Source organism: Salinarchaeum sp. IM2453 (genome assembly GCF_019693215.1).
Lineage (GTDB): Archaea > Halobacteriota > Halobacteria > Halobacteriales > Salinarchaeaceae > IM2453.
Genome location: NZ_CP081183.1, coordinates 532,955 through 553,180, shown reverse-complemented (window position 1 = coordinate 553,180; position 20,226 = coordinate 532,955). Strand labels below are relative to the sequence as shown.

The 20,226-nt window shown below is 48.0% G+C and carries 14 protein-coding genes and 6 pseudogenes; 7 read left to right on the top strand and 13 right to left on the bottom strand.

Translation table 11 applies throughout. The features are described from left to right. Window positions 1-503 precede the first annotated feature (503 nt). Window positions 504-2,122, top strand: a pseudogene (locus K0C01_RS02665) (transposase). Between the two features lie 213 nt (window positions 2,123-2,335). Here K0C01_RS02665 and K0C01_RS02660 read toward each other — a convergent pair. Both K0C01_RS02660 and K0C01_RS02655 read right to left on the bottom strand, forming a co-directional pair. Beyond that, window positions 2,336-3,508, bottom strand: a complete 1,173-nt coding sequence (locus K0C01_RS02660) for a CDP-glycerol glycerophosphotransferase family protein (protein ID WP_221170519.1) — start codon at window positions 3,506-3,508, stop codon at window positions 2,336-2,338. Between the two features lie 231 nt (window positions 3,509-3,739). Continuing rightward, window positions 3,740-4,943, bottom strand: a pseudogene (locus K0C01_RS02655) (IS4 family transposase). On the opposite strand from K0C01_RS02655, the pseudogene K0C01_RS12660 reads away from it, so the two are divergent. Next, window positions 4,933-5,709 (top strand): annotated as a pseudogene (locus K0C01_RS12660) (ATP-grasp fold amidoligase family protein). The pseudogenes K0C01_RS02655 and K0C01_RS12660 overlap by 11 nt on opposite strands. 255 nt (window positions 5,710-5,964) lie before the next feature. Here the strand turns inward: K0C01_RS12660 and K0C01_RS02640 are convergent. After that, window positions 5,965-6,786 (bottom strand): alkaline phosphatase family protein, encoded by an 822-nt coding sequence (locus K0C01_RS02640; protein WP_221170516.1) that lies wholly within the window; start codon window positions 6,784-6,786, stop codon window positions 5,965-5,967. A gap of 206 nt (window positions 6,787-6,992) precedes the next feature. On the opposite strand from K0C01_RS02640, the gene K0C01_RS02635 reads away from it, so the two are divergent. After that, complete coding sequence (locus K0C01_RS02635; RefSeq protein WP_221170515.1) at window positions 6,993-7,298, top strand: transposase; 306 nt, start codon at window positions 6,993-6,995, stop codon at window positions 7,296-7,298. A gap of 172 nt (window positions 7,299-7,470) precedes the next feature. Further along, window positions 7,471-8,565 carry a glycosyltransferase gene (locus tag K0C01_RS02630; protein WP_221170514.1) on the top strand — a complete coding sequence of 365 codons (1,095 nt, stop codon included), beginning with the start codon at window positions 7,471-7,473 and terminating at the stop codon, window positions 8,563-8,565. Here the strand turns inward: K0C01_RS02630 and K0C01_RS02625 are convergent. The 5 genes and pseudogenes from K0C01_RS02625 to K0C01_RS02605 form a co-directional block, all read right to left on the bottom strand. Beyond that, the gene (locus K0C01_RS02625) at window positions 8,562-10,325 is read right to left on the bottom strand and encodes an alginate lyase family protein (protein WP_221170513.1); all 1,764 of its coding nucleotides are present in this window, start codon (window positions 10,323-10,325) and stop codon (window positions 8,562-8,564) included. The two genes, K0C01_RS02630 and K0C01_RS02625, sit on opposite strands and share 4 nt — an antisense overlap. Before the next feature lie 3 nt (window positions 10,326-10,328). Continuing rightward, entirely contained in the window at window positions 10,329-11,591 is a 1,263-nt protein-coding gene (locus K0C01_RS02620; RefSeq protein ID WP_221170512.1) for a nucleotide sugar dehydrogenase, read from the bottom strand. Next, complete coding sequence (gene wecB, locus K0C01_RS02615; RefSeq protein ID WP_221170511.1) at window positions 11,581-12,672, bottom strand: non-hydrolyzing UDP-N-acetylglucosamine 2-epimerase; 1,092 nt, start codon at window positions 12,670-12,672, stop codon at window positions 11,581-11,583. The genes K0C01_RS02620 and wecB overlap by 11 nt, the downstream gene beginning before the upstream one ends. Window positions 12,673-12,720: 48 nt before the next feature. Beyond that, entirely contained in the window at window positions 12,721-13,932 is a 1,212-nt protein-coding gene (locus tag K0C01_RS02610; protein ID WP_221170510.1) for a glycosyltransferase family 4 protein, read from the bottom strand. 720 nt (window positions 13,933-14,652) lie between these two features. After that, a pseudogene (locus K0C01_RS02605) lies at window positions 14,653-15,288 on the bottom strand (IS6 family transposase). 100 nt (window positions 15,289-15,388) lie between these two features. Between K0C01_RS02605 and K0C01_RS02600 the strand changes: the two are divergent. Continuing rightward, a pseudogene (locus tag K0C01_RS02600) lies at window positions 15,389-16,410 on the top strand (IS630 family transposase). A gap of 137 nt (window positions 16,411-16,547) precedes the next feature. On the opposite strand, the gene K0C01_RS13010 reads toward K0C01_RS02600, so the two are convergent. The 3 genes from K0C01_RS13010 to K0C01_RS02590 form a co-directional block, all read right to left on the bottom strand. Next, window positions 16,548-17,003, bottom strand: coding sequence for a class I SAM-dependent methyltransferase (locus K0C01_RS13010; RefSeq protein WP_255568357.1), 456 nt, complete (start codon window positions 17,001-17,003; stop codon window positions 16,548-16,550). After that, on the bottom strand, window positions 16,978-17,274 hold the full coding sequence (locus K0C01_RS12650) for a hypothetical protein (RefSeq protein ID WP_255568356.1): 297 nt from the start codon (window positions 17,272-17,274) through the stop codon (window positions 16,978-16,980). The genes K0C01_RS13010 and K0C01_RS12650 overlap by 26 nt, the downstream gene beginning before the upstream one ends. Before the next feature lie 648 nt (window positions 17,275-17,922). Next, entirely contained in the window at window positions 17,923-18,159 is a 237-nt protein-coding gene (locus K0C01_RS02590; RefSeq protein ID WP_221170509.1) for a hypothetical protein, read from the bottom strand. A gap of 179 nt (window positions 18,160-18,338) precedes the next feature. Here K0C01_RS02590 and K0C01_RS02585 point away from each other — a divergent pair, with 179 nt between their 5' ends. Then, on the top strand, window positions 18,339-18,698 hold the full coding sequence (locus K0C01_RS02585; protein ID WP_221170508.1) for a hypothetical protein: 360 nt from the start codon (window positions 18,339-18,341) through the stop codon (window positions 18,696-18,698). Here K0C01_RS02585 and K0C01_RS13005 read toward each other — a convergent pair. Beyond that, window positions 18,674-19,153 (bottom strand): annotated as a pseudogene (locus K0C01_RS13005) (cell division control protein Cdc6); the annotation flags it as partial. The gene K0C01_RS02585 and the pseudogene K0C01_RS13005 overlap by 25 nt on opposite strands. Further along, window positions 19,153-19,407 carry a MarR family transcriptional regulator gene (locus K0C01_RS02575; protein WP_221170506.1) on the bottom strand — a complete coding sequence of 85 codons (255 nt, stop codon included), beginning with the start codon at window positions 19,405-19,407 and terminating at the stop codon, window positions 19,153-19,155. The pseudogene K0C01_RS13005 and the gene K0C01_RS02575, both read right to left, overlap by 1 nt. Before the next feature lie 284 nt (window positions 19,408-19,691). On the opposite strand from K0C01_RS02575, the gene K0C01_RS02570 reads away from it, so the two are divergent. Further along, on the top strand, window positions 19,692-20,150 hold the full coding sequence (locus K0C01_RS02570; RefSeq protein ID WP_221170505.1) for a hypothetical protein: 459 nt from the start codon (window positions 19,692-19,694) through the stop codon (window positions 20,148-20,150). The last annotated feature ends 76 nt before the right edge of the window (window positions 20,151-20,226 follow it).

The window sequence follows — 20,226 nt, the reverse complement described above, 5'->3', positions numbered from 1 at the left end:
GGACGCCTCCGTTGGGACTGTGGCGTGAACGAGAGATCCTCCTATACGTGCTCTGTGGCACAAGTTTCCGCGTCTTATAACGGTCCGGACCATTCTTTGCGACGTGTTTTCTGCACTAGCTGAGTCTCGGTCTCGACCAGTCCCTGTGCCTCGTTCACGCCTCAGGGACTACTGGATTTTCATGGATTCCTTGCACGTTGAAATAGGTACGTGACATAGGTGGTTGTAACAGACAATGAACCGATCAAGTTAGTCGCACTCTCCGACTGTTTTTCCGGAGCTAAATCCAACTGAAGAGCGCTGAGGACGACTCAAACGAATCCTTGGACACCGTTACTTCGGAACTTTCGGTGAACCTCGCTCAGCAATCTGGCCAGCACTTGATACAGTCAATCCCCTGTAAATGTATCAATCCTTCCGTCGATGAGCATCTATAGTTCGGAACGACAGATTTTGTGCATGAAACGAGTGGCTAACCGGACTTGATCACCAGTGTTGAGAGGATGTTACAGCAAACCTCCGAGTTCGAGCCGGCTATCAGGCGGCTCGAACGCCAAGCTGCCGAATTGATACACAAAGACACTGATCTTCTGGCCGTTGTCACTGAGTTTGCGTTCACTGACATACCTGTATCAGGTCCAGTTGAAAACGAGTGGGAGGCGCAGCACGAACATCGCCCGGTGGTACGAGCGTTCTACTGCAAAGAACTCGCGGGGTTCACCACCACAGAACTGTACGAGTATCTTGCCGACGCCGAGCGTGCCCGCACGCTCGGCTTCAACCTTGACCAATTCGCTGCTGACAAGACTGCTCCAGACCGAACCACACTTGGCCGCGCATGGTGTGATCGATTCTCTGATCGGCTCAAATCTTTTATCACACAGTCTGCAGAACGCATCCTCGCGGTTGCCCACGATATGGGCAACCCGCTCGGAATGCGTGCACTCGAACCAACTGACAAAAGCAACTGTTCAAACCGCTCACAACAGCGCTATATCGCCAAGAAAGCCAAGAACGTAACCGATGCACTCTGTCAGATTGTATTCCCGCGATTTACCTTGACCGTCCCGATGACGGAACGCCGTATGCCGATACTGCGTTCCTCGATCTCCAGAGCTACCTTAGATTGACCGGGACAGCTGCCAACCAAGGCAACCGGATATTCGACGAGGAAACCACTCGTGACGCCGGTGGTCCTGCTGGTGATACGCACCTCCAGTACATCAAGCAACTCGACGCGATCTCTATCGCGTCGATGGTCAACGGTGCGATTGGAGAGATGGTGTGGGCTGCTGAGCAATACTATTCGATGGATTGCCATGCCGATGTGGCGATCGACATCACCTACGTCGCATACTACGGTAACCGCGATGAGTTTCAGATGAGTACCGGCGCGCCACCGAGCAAGTCCTACTCGTAGTGTTACAAGATGGCGACAATTTCACTCGTCGGTGAGGAAATGAAATTCACGCTCGGGATGCGGCCGCTACGCGGCTACATCCCTCGGGGTGTGCTTGTCAAGCAACTAATCGACATCGCAAGCGACCATGTCTCGCTTGGAACAGTGTATGCCGATGCCGAATTCGACGGCATCGGCGTCATTAATGCACTCGAAGAGAAGGATCTATCGTACCTGATACGGAAGTCATTAGACGATCGTGTTGACCGGTTTGTTGGTGATATGGAACATGACGTAGCAGTCAAACACTCTCACGAGATGGATAAGAAGCTTGGAAGCGAGACGGTGACGGTCACTCCGACGCTGGTCGGAGTTCCCTCAACTCGAAAGGAAGATACGACGATAGTGTTCGTGACAAACTTTCAGGTGAGTGACGGCACGAAAGCAGCACGTGGGCGTACCCGCCGCGTCATGAGGCGGTACGCTCGCAGATGTGGAATCGAAAACAGCTACAAGTCGATCAAAGATTTCCTGGCGTGGACAACATCACAAACCACGGCTGTAAGAGTGTTTTACTTTGGATTCGCGGTAATTCTCTATGATATGTGGTTGGTGGTTGACTTGCTGGTACAGATCAGTCTTAATATTGAACAACGACTGAAACCGCGTGTGCCCGCCCGAACGTTTCTGAATATCGTGCGCAAGGAGATGCCAGTGACGTAGGCGTTCCGCCGGGCGGAACGCCGACTCGTGAGGGACATCTCTATGCAGACTGCTCATTTTTGCCTCAATTTCCATCGAAATCGACAAATCAGCTCGTTGTTCGAGTGAACAGGCAGTAAATTGGTGTTACTTCTGTCGTCTGTTGCCGAAACTCACCGCCGCTTATCAACCGTTGATGCACATTCCGAACATCTGAGCATAGTGGACAAATGCTTACCGGTGGTTTTTGTCCCTTTGTTTGCCAGAACTTACCAATTTACTCACAACGTGGCGTAGGTTACTCTCTACAAGCCACTTCCGCTGAGAATCGCTCAACCGAACGAGTATAGACGAGAGTGTGAGACTAAGCGTATTTTGTACCTGTGTTTCAACTTTTTGCCATCGCGACGCCATCTCTGCCGGAGTAATTGGTTCAACTGGTGGTTCCTCACTTCCGGCGAGAGCCTGAATGAGGTCAATAGTAGCCGCCGCACTGGTACCGATATTGTCAAAGTGGAGATCACGTTCCTCATCGAGATCAGGTGTAGTATAATCACACCTCGACGTATGGAAGAAATCGCGCAACTCTGCTTCAGCAAGTTCATTTACAGATGAGGAAATATCACTTCCTCCTCTTAACGAACCAGATTTCACTGGCCAGTCCGTAACTGTTACTGGATTGGTTTCAGCCATCAGTGCTTCAAGTAGAATACTATCCGAGTCAGAAACAACCACATCAGCGATAGCCAGAGCAAACATAATATTGTCCTCACTGTCAAGGATCGTCACTGACTCCTCATCTATATATTGTGAGTACAACGCGTCAAGTGACGTATCCTCAAGATATTGTCCTTCATCGTAATTCCCATGCTTTATAAGAAGCTCGTAGGTTGAGGTATCGACACTGTCCACAAGTCGGGGAAGATTACCACATTCGTACGTCGGGGCATAAAGCACAACTCTGTCTTTTGTGAGCTCGAGAGACTCTCTATATTCGTTTACCTTCTGTTGAAATGAGCTCAAGAAGAGTATGTCTGATTTGGGCCATCCAACCGCGTATGCACCGATGCTTGGACGGGCGGCAGGGTGCTGAGAATATCTTCGGTAACGGCTCGCTGCAGCCTGACCCGGCAACAGACCGACATCAAATCGGCTCCAATTGTATCTGATTGGTCCAGAGCTATACGCCGAATCAAGACCATGAAAAAGAAACACAGAGAGATCAGTGTTTGAACGGGGGGTGATAGGCCAAACTTTGCTTGTATAGACACCGATTTCCGCGGAATCTAACGGGTCTTTTGAGAATCTTGTCCCAATCCCGCGTCGCTCGGCTTCCTTGGCTATTGGTCGAACCGCCTGCTCACATTTTTCTGCCCCCGCTGTAAAAAAGGTTATTTGTTTGTTCATTAAATTAGTGTATAGGCTGTCACGTTTTGAGTTAATAAAACCATCGAGAGAACGAATTCTGCGAGAGCAAGATGAGTGTGTTGTCTGAACGAAAGCAGCTTGATCAGACGAGATTGTAACCGGCTCGGAGCGGTGAATGAGAAGATTCCTTGTGTCAATACGGCGTCTTTCGACTGCTCTGGCCAAAGCCGTCGCTGGCAGCGACGGCTGACCCAGCCACCTGAGACCAGCTCAACCGAACGTATCCAGTGATTTGTTCCAGTGCGTTCGGACTTTCTGTATTGTTCGTGGCACGCCACCCTTCACCGGGTGATGCTGCCACAGCCAGTAAATCAACACCAACCCGATTAACGTAGCGAACAGTTCGAACAAGACGCCGTTCAGCGATTTCGAATGAATGTTCTTGATGTTCAGATACTGCTTCCACTCTCGGAAGAGAATTTCAATCACAGTTCAGAGCGTGTTGATGCTGATCACGTCGATTGGATCGTACGCTGACGACGCCAGCGTCGTCAGGTCCTCAATCTCTTCTCCGTCTGGTGTTTCCAAGACGATACGACGAAACGTCTCTCCAGTCTCGGCAAGTTCGATCTGTTCATCACGGATCCGTCTCGTTCCGTTCTTATCGGTGACTTCGACGTCCTGGAGCGCGTCCAGAACGTCGAGACGAGCATCTGAGTGCAGTAGTGTGACGAAGTCGTCGTCGCTGTGTTTGAGTTCGCAAAACCGATGATAGCGCGTGTATCCACGGTCAAACACCCAAATGACCGAGTCGAGGTCTGCGAAGACCTCGACGTCGTCTGTGAGATGGTCAAACTGTGGGTTCTCATGCGTCTCGCCCTCTGTGACAGTTGCGCCAAGCGGGTACTTATGTTCATCTTATACGGGCGCTGCAGTGAAGCTCAAGTCCGCCATCGTCTGTGTCAATCTCGTAGGATTGCTCGTCGTCTCCGACGAACTCGTCAGAGACGACGACTGAACGAGTGAGCTTGAGGTTTGCTGCGTCAACAGCAACAACACCACGAGTGAGCCATTCGAGTCGTTTTCGTTGAACGGCACGTTGATAATACAACTGTGGCGTGTGGAGCAGCGCGAAAAGAAAGCGAACGACCGCGCGGTAGTCGCGGTCGTTCGTGTACCGTGAGAATGTGGAAGCAGCCATTGCTTCGAGTTGTTCGTCAGTCTCAATTTTGTCCGCAAGTTCAGCGAGAGAAGTTGATGGGTCAAGGCCTTCACGGACGGCGATTTTGAGATGGTTGTCGAAGTCGTGCGTTGAACTGTACTTGCCGATATCGAACTGATCGGCAATGGACTCGCTGTCGACTGCGTCGAGCAGCGAGTACAACTCACTCGAAACGGAGTGGATAGAATTGAAGTTAACTGCGTTCGTTTCTCTTGATGACGGCCCTAACCTTTGATCACCAATCACAGACATCAGGCCGTCACTACCGGCTCACGCCGGCTTTAAATACTCAAACGCGACAGACAGAAAATTATATACAGATAATAAATTGTTCTCTCTGGTCGAAGACAAATGGCGAGTCAGGGAATATGTTGAGCAAAAGGTGGGAGACAATATTCTGCCTGAAGTTTATCATGTTACCGATGACCCGAACACTATACCATTTGATGAACTTCCAGATGAGTATGTGATAAAGCCCAACCATCTTTCGGGAGGAGCCAATTTTATAATTGAACAAGAATTAACACCGAATATTGAAAAAATCAAACAGGAGTGCTCCGAGTAGCTTGACAAGACATATGGTCAAATGAAAGAGGAATACTGGTATTCCCACATACAACCAAAAATAATTGTTGAAGAATATATCAAATCGGAACGATATAAGCCACCAATAGATTATAAGTTTATGATTTTTCATGGAAGAGTTGAATTCATTCATGTGACTTATAATAGATTCGATGATACCACAACCAAACGGAATTTCTACGACCGAAACTGGAATCCCATAAATGTGAAGTTACATTTCGAAAAAGGGCAAGGTGTGGATAAACCTCCAAACTTAGATAGAATGATTGATATTTCGGAAAAGCTGGGGGAAGATTTCGAACATATCCGAGTTGACTTGTATAATCCCAGCAAGGATGAGATATATTTCGGTGAAATGACTGTAGCAGAGTCCTCTGGTGGGAATCCATTCGTACCACAAAAATTTGATTTTGAATTAGGCTCATTATGGTGACGGCTACTGAATGTACTTGCCTCAGAAGGTCTCGTGGTTACTCCGACACATCTCTCGGATAGTCAATTCACCGTAGGTTGCTCCGTCCGAAGTACGCACCTCGTCCCACTTCCGGTGCATACTCAAAGCTTGGAACCAGTTGCCTTTCGCGTGCTGAGCGCATTCCATCTTGCACGCCAACCAGTGTCAATATCAAAACGGTGACGGCTGTTTCACCAGATCAGGCAAGAGCCTCGGCAGTAATGAGCTGCACCGTTATACATGTTTTTCTTTGTATTTTAATTCGGGATTTGGTTCAACCGTACGTTGATCTGTTGCCGTTGTTTCTACCCATGGAACTTTTTTTAATGCCGGATGGGGCAGCCCCTCTTTATGCCCATATAAGCCCAGTTCACCCATCAGTTCTCCATGGTCCGCCGTAATGACCACTTTATCTGCGTCTAGGTTTTTGAGAAGTAATTCTACATTATCAAGCCCATACCTCAGGTTATCAATATAACTCCTCCATAATTCATCAAACGTAATACGATCTTCTTTGTGCGATTCAAATGGATAATACATTTCCTCTGTCAATTCTTCTGTTTCCATCGCCTCAGCGAGAAATGGACGGTGGGGTTGGTAATATTGTACTATAAGTCGATCACAATCTTGTTCCCTCCCTGCCAAAATTGCTCTTTCAGTAGGATATTCGGCTGAAGCTAACTCTGGGAATCCCCGAGACTCTGAATAAGGATCACGGTGATTTTTGGTCCATTCTGTATAGTAGAAATCATTGGGTCCTACAACATTCCAAGAAGAGAGGTCAACAGGTATTGTATATTCGTATGGCGGCATTATTCTTTGTTCAAACACCCTATCAGCGAAGGCATTCGCCATAATCATCGCTGTTTCTCTAATTTCATCTTCATACTCTTTAGTGAATGTTTTGACTGTCCATTCATGGGATGCACTTCCAACAGACCAGATTATGTCAATGTCCCTAATAAAGTCATACTCACTTGCGACTTCTTTCAATGCGTCTACCCGACATCCATCTAAGACAATAAGTGCGTCCCAGTCCCGTGAATAGATATTCATTCCAAGTGGATACCGTGAAGTGATCCCAAACCATCCGCTATTAAAAAGGCCTCTGCACATTGATAATGCGGCTCGTTGGTACGACTCCTCATTGAAGTCTTGTTTTAGACTCTCCAACCAGGTTCTGAGATTAGTATCCATTCCTCATCGAATCCTGTCGCGTTCTGAGTATTTAAAGCTGCGTGAAACGGTAGTGACGGCCTGCGATGTCTGTAGCATCGAAACCAATAGACAGGCCGTCAGGGGATGTAACGAACGCCAGCAATATCAATGCTGACGAAACCGTCGCCGATGAACTGTACTCGCTGCTCGACGCAGCCGAGGAACCCATCGAGTTGGTGTATTTCCCGACAGGATCGCCCGACTTGAACCCGGCGGAAGAGTACTGGCGACAGCTCAAGAAAACACTTGGAAACCGCTACTTCGCTACGCTCGATGAGATCAGATCAGCAATCTGGAACGCACTCGAAACGATCAGTCCACCAAGCATCTATCAATATCTCTGTCCGTGAGTATAGTTGGATTAACACCGGTTACACCTCCGGCGTCTACCGTAAAGCCAGTCTCCTCGCCGGATCACACACTCATAGATAAGGGATTTTTTGATGAATTCTTCGTTTACACTGAGGTAGCAGAAAACCTTTCACATTATATAAATAACAGGAACCGGAACGTAGTAGTTAGATGGTTGCTGAATCAGATATCTTGGGAATCGGTCCCCTTGCTCCGCCAGTATCGGGACCAGGAATAAAAAACTCTTGTATAAAAAAGAAGATGGATGACTTGGGTATATCAATTGACTGGGTGGATACTATAAACAGACGTCCAAGTGCTTTCCTTGAAATACTCCAAAATATAAATGAATATAAATACTATATTATTAGTGTTTCTACAAATGGTAGACTTGCATTATCACCAGTTATTATTCCGAAGGTGATGACCTCTCCCGCAAGAGCAGCGCTTATTCCCGCTGGTGGTCAATTTATGGATGAAATCAATAAGTTACCTTTTTTAATAAGACAGGCTTATATACGTTTATTTAATAATTTTGACATAATATATCCACAGACACAAGGACTGAAAGTGAAGTTGGAGACTACCCTATCTGAGACCCGTATTAAAAAGTTGCCCAACATGAGGTTTAAGCCAGAAACTGAAAATAGCACGCAATTCAATGATTGTGCCGAACTAAATGAACTAAATGTGGTATATGTCGGTCGGTTGGTGAGATCAAAGGGTCTTGATGAGCTTTTGGGAGCCACCGATCAGTTTGGCCACCCGACTACAAAGCTTTATACACATATCTACGGTGATTTTGTTGACAACGATGAGTATAAAGGCAAATTCTTAGAAAAAGTTAATGAAATAGAGAATGCAGAATTTAGAGGTAAAATAGAACATGACTCTGTTATCACTGAAATTAGTCAATATGACGCATTTGTATTCCCTTCCTATTACTATGGTGAAGGATTTCCTGGAGTTATTGTAGAGGCATATATGGCTGGCTTGCCTGTTATTGCTACAAATTGGAACTATAATTCAGAAGTTGTTTCGCACAGAGAGACAGGCCTGTTGTTTGATCCGAAAGACGTGGATGACCTCAAAAAGAAGCTACAGTGGTTGTGTGACCATCCGTCGGAATTTATCCAAATGAGGAAGAGGGCTCAATTACAGAGTAAAAAATACACTGCAGAGAGTGTCGTCAATCGTCTTGTTAAATCCCTTATGAATATCGGGTGGGACTTAAGTCCAGATAGAAGTTCACAAAATAATATCTAATCCCTCACTACGCGAATTTTCATGTTAATTGTTCCACTCCCATCCCGCTCCAGAACAATTACATCTCGATCTAGATACTTACCAAACTCCGGATAATACGGGGTGGTTTCTGTTCTCACACCCTCACAGTTTTGTGGCTCAATCTGTAAGATAGGCACCTCTCCAGAAACGATTATTTTGTTCCCGTCTCGCGCAGTTTCGTACGCTGGGTGGATGTGTAGACGGGAGTAAACAGATTTGTTACACGATAACTCGTCCATCACACGCCACGTCTTGCCACTCATGGTTATTGTTCTCTCGTGACTATAGGAGGGGCGTCCGATTCCGTCGACGTTGTAGGTCATGCGGAGAGTATTCTCCTGTTCCTCTACATTGACCACTGGATTAATTTGGCCCCATAACCAGAACGACGATGCCAACCTCACTGGGTTGCGCTCCCCCACCTGAACCGTATTATGGCTGGCAATGTCCCGGACATATTGTCGTCGGTCACCAGCAGCGTACTCGTAGACTCCAGTGTCTGTTAACACACGCTCTCCCTGAACCCATAGACAGAACTGGCCGGGATGGACATGAGCGTGAGCAGGTATGTGTGGAACCGCGATCTCGTGTGCCGCTACAAGCATTCGATTGTCGTCATGTCCAAGCCAATAAAACCCTGACTCAGGCATGGAATCAGGTAACCCAGCAGAGCTCGACTCAGTATTGACAGCACCCCTCACTCCGACTTCCTCTGCATACCTGAGACATTCATCTAACTTGAGTGCTTCCCCGAAGACAGAGTCGTTCAGCAGCGGAATACAACCGTCTGGGGGTCGCAGCTTCCGCAGAAAACGGACTGCCTCTGATGCACACTGCTGAACGATCTTTGATCTTTCGTCTACAGCACTCAACAGCGAGTGTGCTGTCAGGTATCGCTGGCATACGATGAGGTGATACATTGGTGACCGCTCGAAGTGTCCACCATCATCAAAAAACTGTTCGGTAGCAGCCCGCTCAAACAACCGAGTTCCTTGCTTGCGCCAACTGCGTTCGTCTGCATAAACACCTGCAATGACCAGTGCAGCGGCGTTCTCGATGAGATGGTTTCCACCGACACCGTGTTCGACGTTGTCGGAGAGAAATGCCCCATGCTTATAAATAAACTCCCGAATCTGCTTCTTGAATTCAAAATCTAGACGCTCGTGGAACAGCGCGTCGTATCGCGCCCAGTTCAAAATTCGGAGACACACGGAGTGTGGCATCCAGTACCGTCGGAGATAGTCCGTGTCAGCGGCGATTGGATAATTCTCGCGCCACTCGTCCATCCACGTTCTGTGAACTGCAATTGTTTCGTCGGACAGTTCTTGTTTATCTCCGTATCCCAGCCAGGCCCACTCAAGATGTTCGAACCCCCAGCACTTGAGTTGCCAGTGCAACGACTGATTCAATATTTGGGGGGCGTCCATGGCAACCGACTCTCCGTTGCTAAACGTCACTGTCTCGTTCAGAAACGTGATCTCTCCATCTGCTGCCTTTCGTGCGTTTTCACGATACTGCTCTCGACGCTCGATAGTGCTCGCTTGTAATGCCTCAGTATTACTTCGAAGCGGCTCAATTTCTGGCTCGAAATTGTCTGGAATCTGTTTCTCATATCGGGAATCAATATCGACCGGCAATCGAGGCAATACATTTGACTTGACGATCCGCCGTCCAATTCCCAGTAATTGCCGTGGTTGCTTGTTGAGCGCTGTCCCCACAAGTGTTAGATAGTCAGTCATAAGTCACACTCGATAAAGATCAAATCCTGCATTGTTCCATCGGTCTGGATCGAGCATTGCTCGCGTATCAATCACCACATCGCCAGTCATTTGTTCAGCAAACTGACCCGGGGAAAGGGCCCCATACTCGGGATGATCTGTGACCAACACTGCGGCGTCTGCACCTGCAAGGCTTTCGGCGAGATCAAGAATCGTCAGGTCAACGTCAGCGGCATCAACATACGGATCTGTCACGCGTACTGAGCCCACGTTCTTGCCACGAAAGTAATCGAGTAGCGCTAACGATGGACTTTCACGGGTATCCGCAACACCGCCTTTGTAAGCTGCTCCAAGCAATGTCACCCTCTTATCTTCTAAGCCCCCAAGAGCGGCATCGAGCAACTGCCCGACGTACTCGACCATTCCGTCATTGACTGCACGGGCGGTTTCAATCAGCATCGGAATATCGTTTCCTTCACCCAAAAACAATGGATCTATCGGGAGACAGTGCCCACCTACTCCCGGTCCCGGTCGAAGAATATCAACCCGCGGATGGTTGTTTGCCATCCCGATCGCTTCACGTGAGTCGAGAGTAAATTCCCGAGCTAATTTCGCAACCTCGTTCGCAAAGGCGATATTTACATCACGGTATGCATTCTGGATTAATTTGACAAACTCTGCTGTTGTCGCATCCGTTGTTCTAATCTCTCCAGATGTAAAAGAATCATACAGCGCAACAACCGGAGCAGGAGAACAGCCCGGAACTGTTCCGATTAATCGATCATTCTCTCGTAGTTCAGTGAGTGTATTCCCTGGCAAAACCGTTTCTGGGCTATATCCAAGACCAATCTCTTCTGGGACAGCATATCCATCCTTTTCTATCCGAGCCCTAACGTACTCCTCTGTCGTCCCTGGTGGAACGGTTGATTCTACGATGACTGTATCACCTTCCCGAAGTACTGGTGTAATTCCTTCGACCGCACTTCTGAGATAGCTAAGATCTGTTTTATCTAGATCCTCATTATACGGTGTTGGCACGCATATCAAATGAAACTCTGCTGGTTGTATTTCTCCCACGACTGTGAACCCATCGTCGAGCGATCGCTTCACGAATCGTTCAAGGTCAGCTTCATCGAGTGATATCTCGCCTGATTGTAACTGATCTCGGAGTTGTACATCGACATCAAATCCATATACTTTGTATCCAGCATTTGCAAGCACAGCTGCAGTCGGAAGTCCAATGTACCCAAGCCCGTGTACACAGATGGTCGGGTTCTTATCTTTCATCGTTTATCACCGTCGAGACAATTTGCTCGGCAGCCGTTCCGTCACCGAATGGGTTCTTCCAATCTGTCGGCTCTTCAAGCATTTTTGTGACTCCGTTGCGTATCTGATCTGGTTGCACTCCAACAACTCGATTCGCACCAACTGCAACTGTTTCAGGTCGTTCTGTGTTGTCCCGGAGTGTCACACACGGTGTCTGAAGAATACATGTTTCTTCCTGAACCCCACCGGAATCAGTGAGTACAATCGTAGCCTGATCCTCAAGTAAAAGAAAATCAAGGAAATCAAGCGGTTCAATCAGATGGACCTCAGATGGTACTTCTATATCGAACTCATTCATCCGCTTTTCAGCACGTGGATGGATTGGATACACAACATCAAATCCGCATTCTTTACTAACCTGTGATACTCCCTCTAAGAGTGCAGTAAATCGGTCTTTTGTATCGACATTTTCCGCACGGTGTGCAGTCAGCAGCGCAAACTCACTGTCAAGATTCAATTGCTCAAGAATATCACTTTGTTCACGAGCGATTCCGACGTTTTGTCTGACTGCATCAACAATTGTGTTTCCAGTCACCTCAATACGAGCTTTCGGAATATCCTCTTCCAAGAGATTCTGCTGTGCGTCGTCTGTCGGGGCGAATAGATAATCGCTTACGTGATCGACAACCCGGCGGTTTGTTTCTTCAGGCATGTTCCGGTCATAGCTTCGAAGTCCCGCTTCGATATGTCCCACAGCAACTTCAGATAGCTTACTTGCTGCAATGCCACCAGCAAGAACTGAGTTTGTATCCCCTTGAACGAGCAGAACATCCGGGTCTCCGTCTGTTAACGCCTTCTCGATTTCTACGATCATTTCGCCGGTCTGTTTCCCGTGTGTTCCGGATCCGATTTCCAGATTGCACTCTGGAACTGGTAACTGCAGCTGCTCAAAGAAGACACGATCTAACTCATCAGAGTAGTGCTGTCCTGTATGGATAATCTCATATGGAACATTACGCCGGTCACATTCCCGAATCACCGGTGCACATTTGATAATTTCCGGCCGTGTCCCAAGAACGAATGCAATAGTCTGATTGGTCACGCTAATTACAGAAGTCGACGGTAGCTATAAAATTAAATGTTCAGATATTCACTGACAGGAGTCTGCTTTGAGAATTGTGAGATACTTAGCTGCGATATGATCCCAATTAAATTCTTCGACAACGTATTCCCTCCCCTTTGCTCCATGTAAACGAGCTTTCTCTTGTTGTTGTAGTTGTCTTACAGCGTTGATCAGATCTTCTTCGTTATTTGGCTCCATCGGGATCCCGGCATCTGCCTCCATCAGAATTCGTCTTGCTTCCCCACGCACTCCAAGAATAACTGGCAGCCCAGCAGCCATCGCCTCAAGCAACTTCGATGGAATGACTGTTTCAAATATTTCGCGCGGTCGAAGATGGACCAGTGCAGCATCAGATGTTCGCAGGATGGATGGTATCTCTTCTTTTGGTCGCCGTCCAGTAAACAGGACGTTTTCATGATCTGCTGCTCGCGCTTCTAACTTTTCACGCTCGGCACCATCACCGACAATCACAAACTGCACCTCACTAAGTTCTTGTGCTGCATCTAATACGACAGAGAGTCCATGTGCACGGCCAATCGTTCCAACATATGAGACTGTAAACCGTTCATCAACGTTCTTGAGTACTGGGCTCTCTTTTTCTGTTGTTTCATAAAAATCTAAGTCAATCCCGTTTGGAAAATATTTGATTTTGTCTGGATTGACACCCTCTGCAACAATCGGCTCAATAAACGCCTGTGAGACAACTACCAGATAGTCTGACCGGTGGTACAGAATGGTTATCGTCTGATCTATCATCCAGATCACGACGGTATTATCAAAGTTACTGACGGCAGTAATCGATTCAGGCCAGAGATCTCTTACCTCAAATACGAACGTTGCACGTTTCACTCGAGCAAGTATCCATGCTGACACTCCAGTCAAAGGTTGTGGTGACGTGGCAATGACTGCATTTGGGGTTGTATACCGTAATCCCACAAGAAGAGCCATAATCATAAACCAGATAAATTTTAGACTTCGACGAAGCAGATTCCCACTTGAGGCAGTAATTGTCTTGGTGTAAAATACCTCAACATTACCTTGTTGCTCACGTCGAAGCCACCTATTATCATATCCATCGTATATTTCACCTTCTGGATAATCTGGGGCTGACGTAATCACTGTTACCGACGTGTCATCGGCCCATCGGTCTGTAAGCTCTTTCCATCGCGTTGGCGCAGCCCCCGTTTCAGGTGGATAATACTGTGAAACTACGACAACAGATGATTCATTATCGCACATGTATTACGTGGGGATAATTTGATAAGTTGAACAGCTATGCTCATATATAGATATTCAGAGGTCTGGATTTGAACCTTACTAGAATAATTCAGGCATTAAAGTGATTTTACTTCCTGCTTATCTATTGTCGAGTTATCAGTGCGACCAGGACTAAAGGATGCCTCTGTGGATGACCTAATCGACATTTTGCTTAAGCGAATAAATGATAGAGTCACACTCTACTTAAATCTCTGTAGCACATTCCACACTGGTTTTCCTTACATGCTTATTTCCATTACTCTAATTTGTTATCTTGGCCACTTGCGACGTGCTACAAGCGATATTTCTTTCAGTAACTGCCCTCTCTTTCTCTGCATGAGCCCTTTATCTTTTTGTCCGTAGATCGCAGTTATTCTGGTTAACTTCGCATTTTGATGATTGCTTTTGTACCGAAGGGCCCCGCTATGGGATACCACGTTGTCAGGGTCTGATACCTGCTCAGATTCATTGAAATTATAGGTACACCATGGAGACACCCCACTGTTTCAACTGCTTTCGCTCTATCAATCAACTCTCGCTTTGCTATCACTCAGCCCTTACTCTGTCCTACACCACTGTTTCAATTGTTCTACCCTTTTACTGGACATCTAGACACGCATCGTTTACTATACACACCACCATTTCAATTGTTATTCCCAATACACTCCTTTTTCTATGTATCATTTGAAACATTGGTAGTGTTCAGATAAGGTGATTCCATGCGAAGGCGAAGGATCGAAGCCACTCGTCGGCGGTGTATGCTTCGGCGTTGCTGAAACAGTTTGAGAAACTGGTAGTTCGTCGTTTTATTTCTCGAAAGACACGTTTGACACTGTTCCGATTTCCATGGCGTTCATATTTGAAATCGAGGTTGTGGCGGCGACAGGCGTCTTTCAGTGAGTGGGACCCATCGATGAGAAACACGGCGTCGTCTACGTCGTGTTTCTCACGAAGCTCAGCAAAGAATGCGTGAGCAATTACCTTGTTTGTCGTCGGTTCAAGCGCTGTATGCAGTAATTCGTTTGTTTCAGAATCGACAGCGGCATACAGCCAGTACTGCTCATCATTGAGTTGGATCACGGGTTCGTCAACCGCAACGCGATCAGGATCTCGACCGGCTTCGGGCTGTAGTTCGGCCTTGTGCACCCAGTTGTGAACGGTGGATCTCGCCCGTTTGACACCGAATATCTCAAGAATCGAAACGGTATTCGAAAGTGATAAGCCCGCCAGATGGAGCTGAATACCGAGCTTCATCAGCAATCTCGGTGTCGCTTCTCACTCCACAAAACCTAACTCAATCTCGTTCAAACAGCCGTTGAGGCGGTCGTTTTCGGGCATGAATCACTCAGAAAACGTACCGCCTCACTCTTCATCCCTATCTGAACACCGCCATACTGTCGGTCAAAAGTTTTGACACTCTGGAGAAACAACTGCTGGCATGACCGAGGAAGGGGGCAAGATCCCTGAGTTAACGAAAGGTCGAGTCCGCGAGCGGCTCGCGGACGAGACCGATCCGAAGGCGATCAAGCGTCTTACTGCCGCACGGGAATATCTAGAAGGACTTTCGCCTGCTGATATCGAAGACAAATATGGCTAGGATCGCCAGACGGTCTACAACTGGCTGGATCGGTTCGAAGAGCGCGGCTTTGAGGCCGCGCTCTGCGATGATTCTCGTCCCGGTCGTCCCTCTGAACTCAGTGGCAACCAGTTTGACCAATTCGCCGCTGTTCTTCATGAGTCGCCTCAAGGAGCAGGTTACGACGCTCCAGCGTGGAGCTCTGCTCTCACTCAACAGTATCTTATCGAAGCATTCGATATTGCCTTCTCTCGTCGGCACGTCCGCCGACTCATGCACAAGGCCGGGGTCTCCCCGAAGAGACCCCGGCCGGAGCCAGCCTCCGCTGATGAAACTGAACGCGAGGAGTTCAAAGGCGAAGTCGAAAAAAAGTAGGCCGACGTGATGAAGACGCAACAGTCGTTACGATTGATCAGACACGGAAAGCGATTGGAGCAGACCTCTACAGGGCGTGGTATCCCATTGGCGAGAGGCCGACAGTCGGCGTGTCGGCCTCTCGCAAGGGTGTAAATCTGCTTGGAGCAGTCACCGAGTATGGAGAGACGACTGTTTTGGAGTGTGGCGGATCGTTCACCAGTGAGGTGACGATCCGCTTTCTGCACCATCTCCAAGCGGAGTTTGGCGAGAAACTGGTCGTATTACTGGATCAAGCGATGTCCTTCACCGCCGAGGCGGTAAAGGACTTCGTAGCCGATGAACCGATCGCGTTAGTGTATTTCCCGACCGGATCACCTGATCTAAACCCGACAGAAGAGTACTGGAAGCGACTCAAACAGGCCCTCGGAAACCGCTATTTCGGAACTCTTGATGAGACACGCTCAGCAATCTGGCTAACACTCGAAACAATCGATCCACCGGGAGTGCATCAATATCTCTGTCCCTGAGTATAATATCCTCTTCCTAACAGAGTTTCCTCATCTGCTCCTTGGCCTACTGTTTCGAATCGTCCCTTCCAGATCTAAAGTGTCGTTACAAACTTCTTTCAGTACTTCCGCGATTGTCCGACTTACTACTCGTGGTTTCACCTACTGTCTCGTAACTTTTTGTAATGTGCGACATATGCAACGTGAAATTGTGGACGATTAGCCATTATCCGATCAAATAATACGAACAGAACATGCACTGGAAGAATCTCTGTATATTTTGTTGGACCCGGAATGCTTATGAATGCCTTCAATTGCCAATCGAACATAGTACTATGAATATCCGCATATGATCCCCATTCGTATTGCGTTGGAAACCGATCTTGCTCTGCTGATTTTACCCCCCGGAACTTAGACCATAATATATGAAACCAAAATGGAGTCAGATCAGCGACTCTTGCATAGTAGTGAGACGGATTAGGAACGAGTACGACAAATGAGCCTCTAGGTCGGAGTACCCGATTGATCTCATGAAGGGCCTCTTTCGGATCCGGAAGGTGCTCAAAGACATACTCAGAGAATACTAAATCAAATGTATTCTCTGCGAACGGCAACCGCTGTCCATCCGCTTGTATACGCTGCTCTGCGCTGTTCTTGGATAACCCCCCCCTTATCCGGATCTATCGCAATGATATCATTACCTTTTGCATTTAATTCACTCCACAGTTTCCGCTTGTCTCGACCAGACCCAAAATGCAGTGCTCGATCAAATTCAATTCCGGTCAGAATTGATCGGTATACGTCACTACCGTCCCTACACTTCGGAGCCAGATACTCATTAACCCTCTGATTTACTTGTTTTATATAGTCTCGCAAAGCTACCACGTAATTGTCAAGTGAAGATTAATAAATATGCTGATTCAACCTCCAGAGCGTGTCAACCTTAGGATAAAAGGAACAGCCGTGCGTGATTGAGTTTGATGGACCAGTAATTCTCAACTACATGGTCAAGAAATCTCACGGAGAAAACGTATTTTCCATGAAGACACACCAACAAAGCGATGCTTCTGTACTACGCTGACTTGTTATACGAAATACAGGAGAAAACCCCACGGCTTTAGTACTCCGTAGAAGTTTTTGAGGAACTGAGAAATGAACGGTCAAAATTCACCGGACGTGACGGCACTTCTCCCTTCGATTGCTGAATTTCCTCAATAGCTTTCCTGAGTTACTATAGCGCTGGGTAGCTCAAAGCGTAAAATGATCCGTTCGCTGAGAGTCCTATACAGTATCAGACGATAATTTCATCCGTTGTGACACTTGTTTGTTCCTGATTGTTGAGAATATCAGGAGTCTTTGGCCGATGAGGTAATATTCAAAATCAACAGTGAAAACGTCGATCTGTCAGTCATAATCTGATATGACACACTTAGTGAAGTTTGGGCTCGTAACAATAGATAGCTAGTAGTATTCGACATCATGGGGTCTGAGGCTTCGAGCAGCATCCTGTTCTCAAAAGCGATTGTGACTGTACTATGTATTGCTGACTTGTGGGTCGTCGTTCAGTTCGTATACTCCAGTATCGCGTATATTTACCACACGATTGTGTTCTGCTAACCTCTTTGGCCGTTGGGAGATATATTGTCGACTATATTCCCACCCTTGATCATTGCGGATTTTCTTGATCAATGTTGGCGTCGCTCGACCTTCCGTAAGGGTATCAAGGATATATCGATCGAGATCGCTGAGAATGTCTGCATAAAGTCCCATGTCGTATAGCAGACGTTGATAATACATGTCTATGAAGCGCGGGTTTCAGTCCAGAAAAGTGGCCGCCTGTTGGGGCAGGCGACCGTGCTTTGAACACAACCGAAGCATGGCGTACTTTGACCTACCCGCATTTCAATTCGCCGGCATGCTAATCGTATCGACCTCAGATAATGCGTGTAATGCGAGGTGCGTACATTGTGTCTAACGATCACCCAGACGGCCTTTATGGCAATGAACCATCATCTGCACCAAGCGCGCTTGTCCAGTTTGCTGAACATAATCGATGTCCACGATGGCTCAACCAGCATGTCGATCCACACCCAGAAGCTGGTGCCCGTGCTTGGCAGGAGGCGTTTGGGCTGATGAACATTACATTGCTGGGCAAAGGCAAGGAATTCGAAGCCAGACAAATAGAGACACTTGTTCCTTGCGCAACGACGATTATCGGCCCAGACCTCCCAAACCAATCGAAGGCTGCAATCCCAGCGATGGCTGTTGACACGATATGGGCGGACTCGGCGAGTTGCCCTGCCTCGTAGAGCGTGTCGACAGCCTTCCGTGCATCCCCGTGTTCCTTTACAGCGAGTGCTGCCACTTTCGGGATGACACCATCATCCAGCACGTCGCCTTCGAAGGCATCGACACGATGTTCCAGAATCGCGCGGAGCTGGCCAGCGTCGTATGGGTCGAAAATCAACTCGTTGTCCTGCAGACTCGAATCGATCCGTTCGTTGAGACGCTCTCTGTATTCGATCTTGTTACTGATACAGATTGCACCGACGTGTGCGTCTATTTTCCCCCTCTCGCGTGCCCGCAAGAGACTTCGGAGCAGTTCGTCGTCGTCGAGCTTGTCGATATCGTCCAGGATGACTACGAAGTCATCTACGTGAAACCCGTTGAGGAATTCCCAAACGATATCTCGGTAATCATCTGTGGCAATCCCAAAGCGCAGGATTTCGTCTCTTTCAATTTTGTCTGCGAGTTGGCGAGCTATTAGTGTTCTCGGGGGTCGTCGACAAAAGAGTACAATCCTCGAACTAGAGTACCATTCTCCTCAACCTGTTCTATCCATCCTGCAGCCTCAAGTCGGCCGATCGCTTCGTTGATACGCTGGCGAGGGATATCGAACCGCTCGGCGACACGGGAAGGTGTCGTATAGCCCCAAGGCCGGTCGTCGTCCCGCCCCTCCTTGAGAACTTCTAAGACTCTTTCTTCGTACTCGGACGGTTCGTGCTGCTGGTTGACCACATCAGAAAATTACAACCAACTCTTCTTAGTGTTTCGTTATGAATCTTTGAGTTGTTCTCCAAGATGTTCTTTAGTAACGCTTGTCCGTAATCAAATCATAGATAGGAATCAGAAGCGCGGAACTCGGTCGAGAGTAAAATCCGGCCGAACGTGTGGTAGCACGTCCGACCGCGCTTCGGAATCCACCGAAGCATGCGATTATACACTCTACCGGTACTTCAATTCGCCGGACAGACCGTCGTAACGCTAGCTAACCACCCGACCCGTTATTGGAGGGCCGCTCCATGACGGGACATCCTTACGAGTCGGAAGGCGACGACCCACCGTTTGAACCAAGCGGTATCGCCCAGTTCGTCGAGCACGATCGTTGCCCCCGGTATCTGAAACAGCGGATCCACGCTGATGAAGAAGCCAACGCCCGTGACTGGCAAGAAGCGTTTGGACTGATGAACATTGCCCTGCTGGCCAAAGGCAGAGAATTCGAAGCAACACAGATCGAAACGTTAGCTGCCGGCGCGACACAGGTTATCGCTCCCGAACTTGCTGACCAGTCAAAATCTGCAGTTCCGGACATTGACGTTGATGAGACGTGGGCTGACTCGGCGAGGGGCCGCCGTGCACAACTCACCGGTGCTGTTGATCGGGCCGGCACGCTCACCGGCACTGCTAACTATCCGCCGTACATACTGCTCTACCAGGCACCACTCAGCGGGACCCTCGGCGAGGAAGCTGTCTATCTTTAAGCAGCGAGAGAATCCCGTCGTTCACAGTAGTTGCCGAATCAGACTTTCGTCGAGGCAGTTACGACAAAGTTGGCTC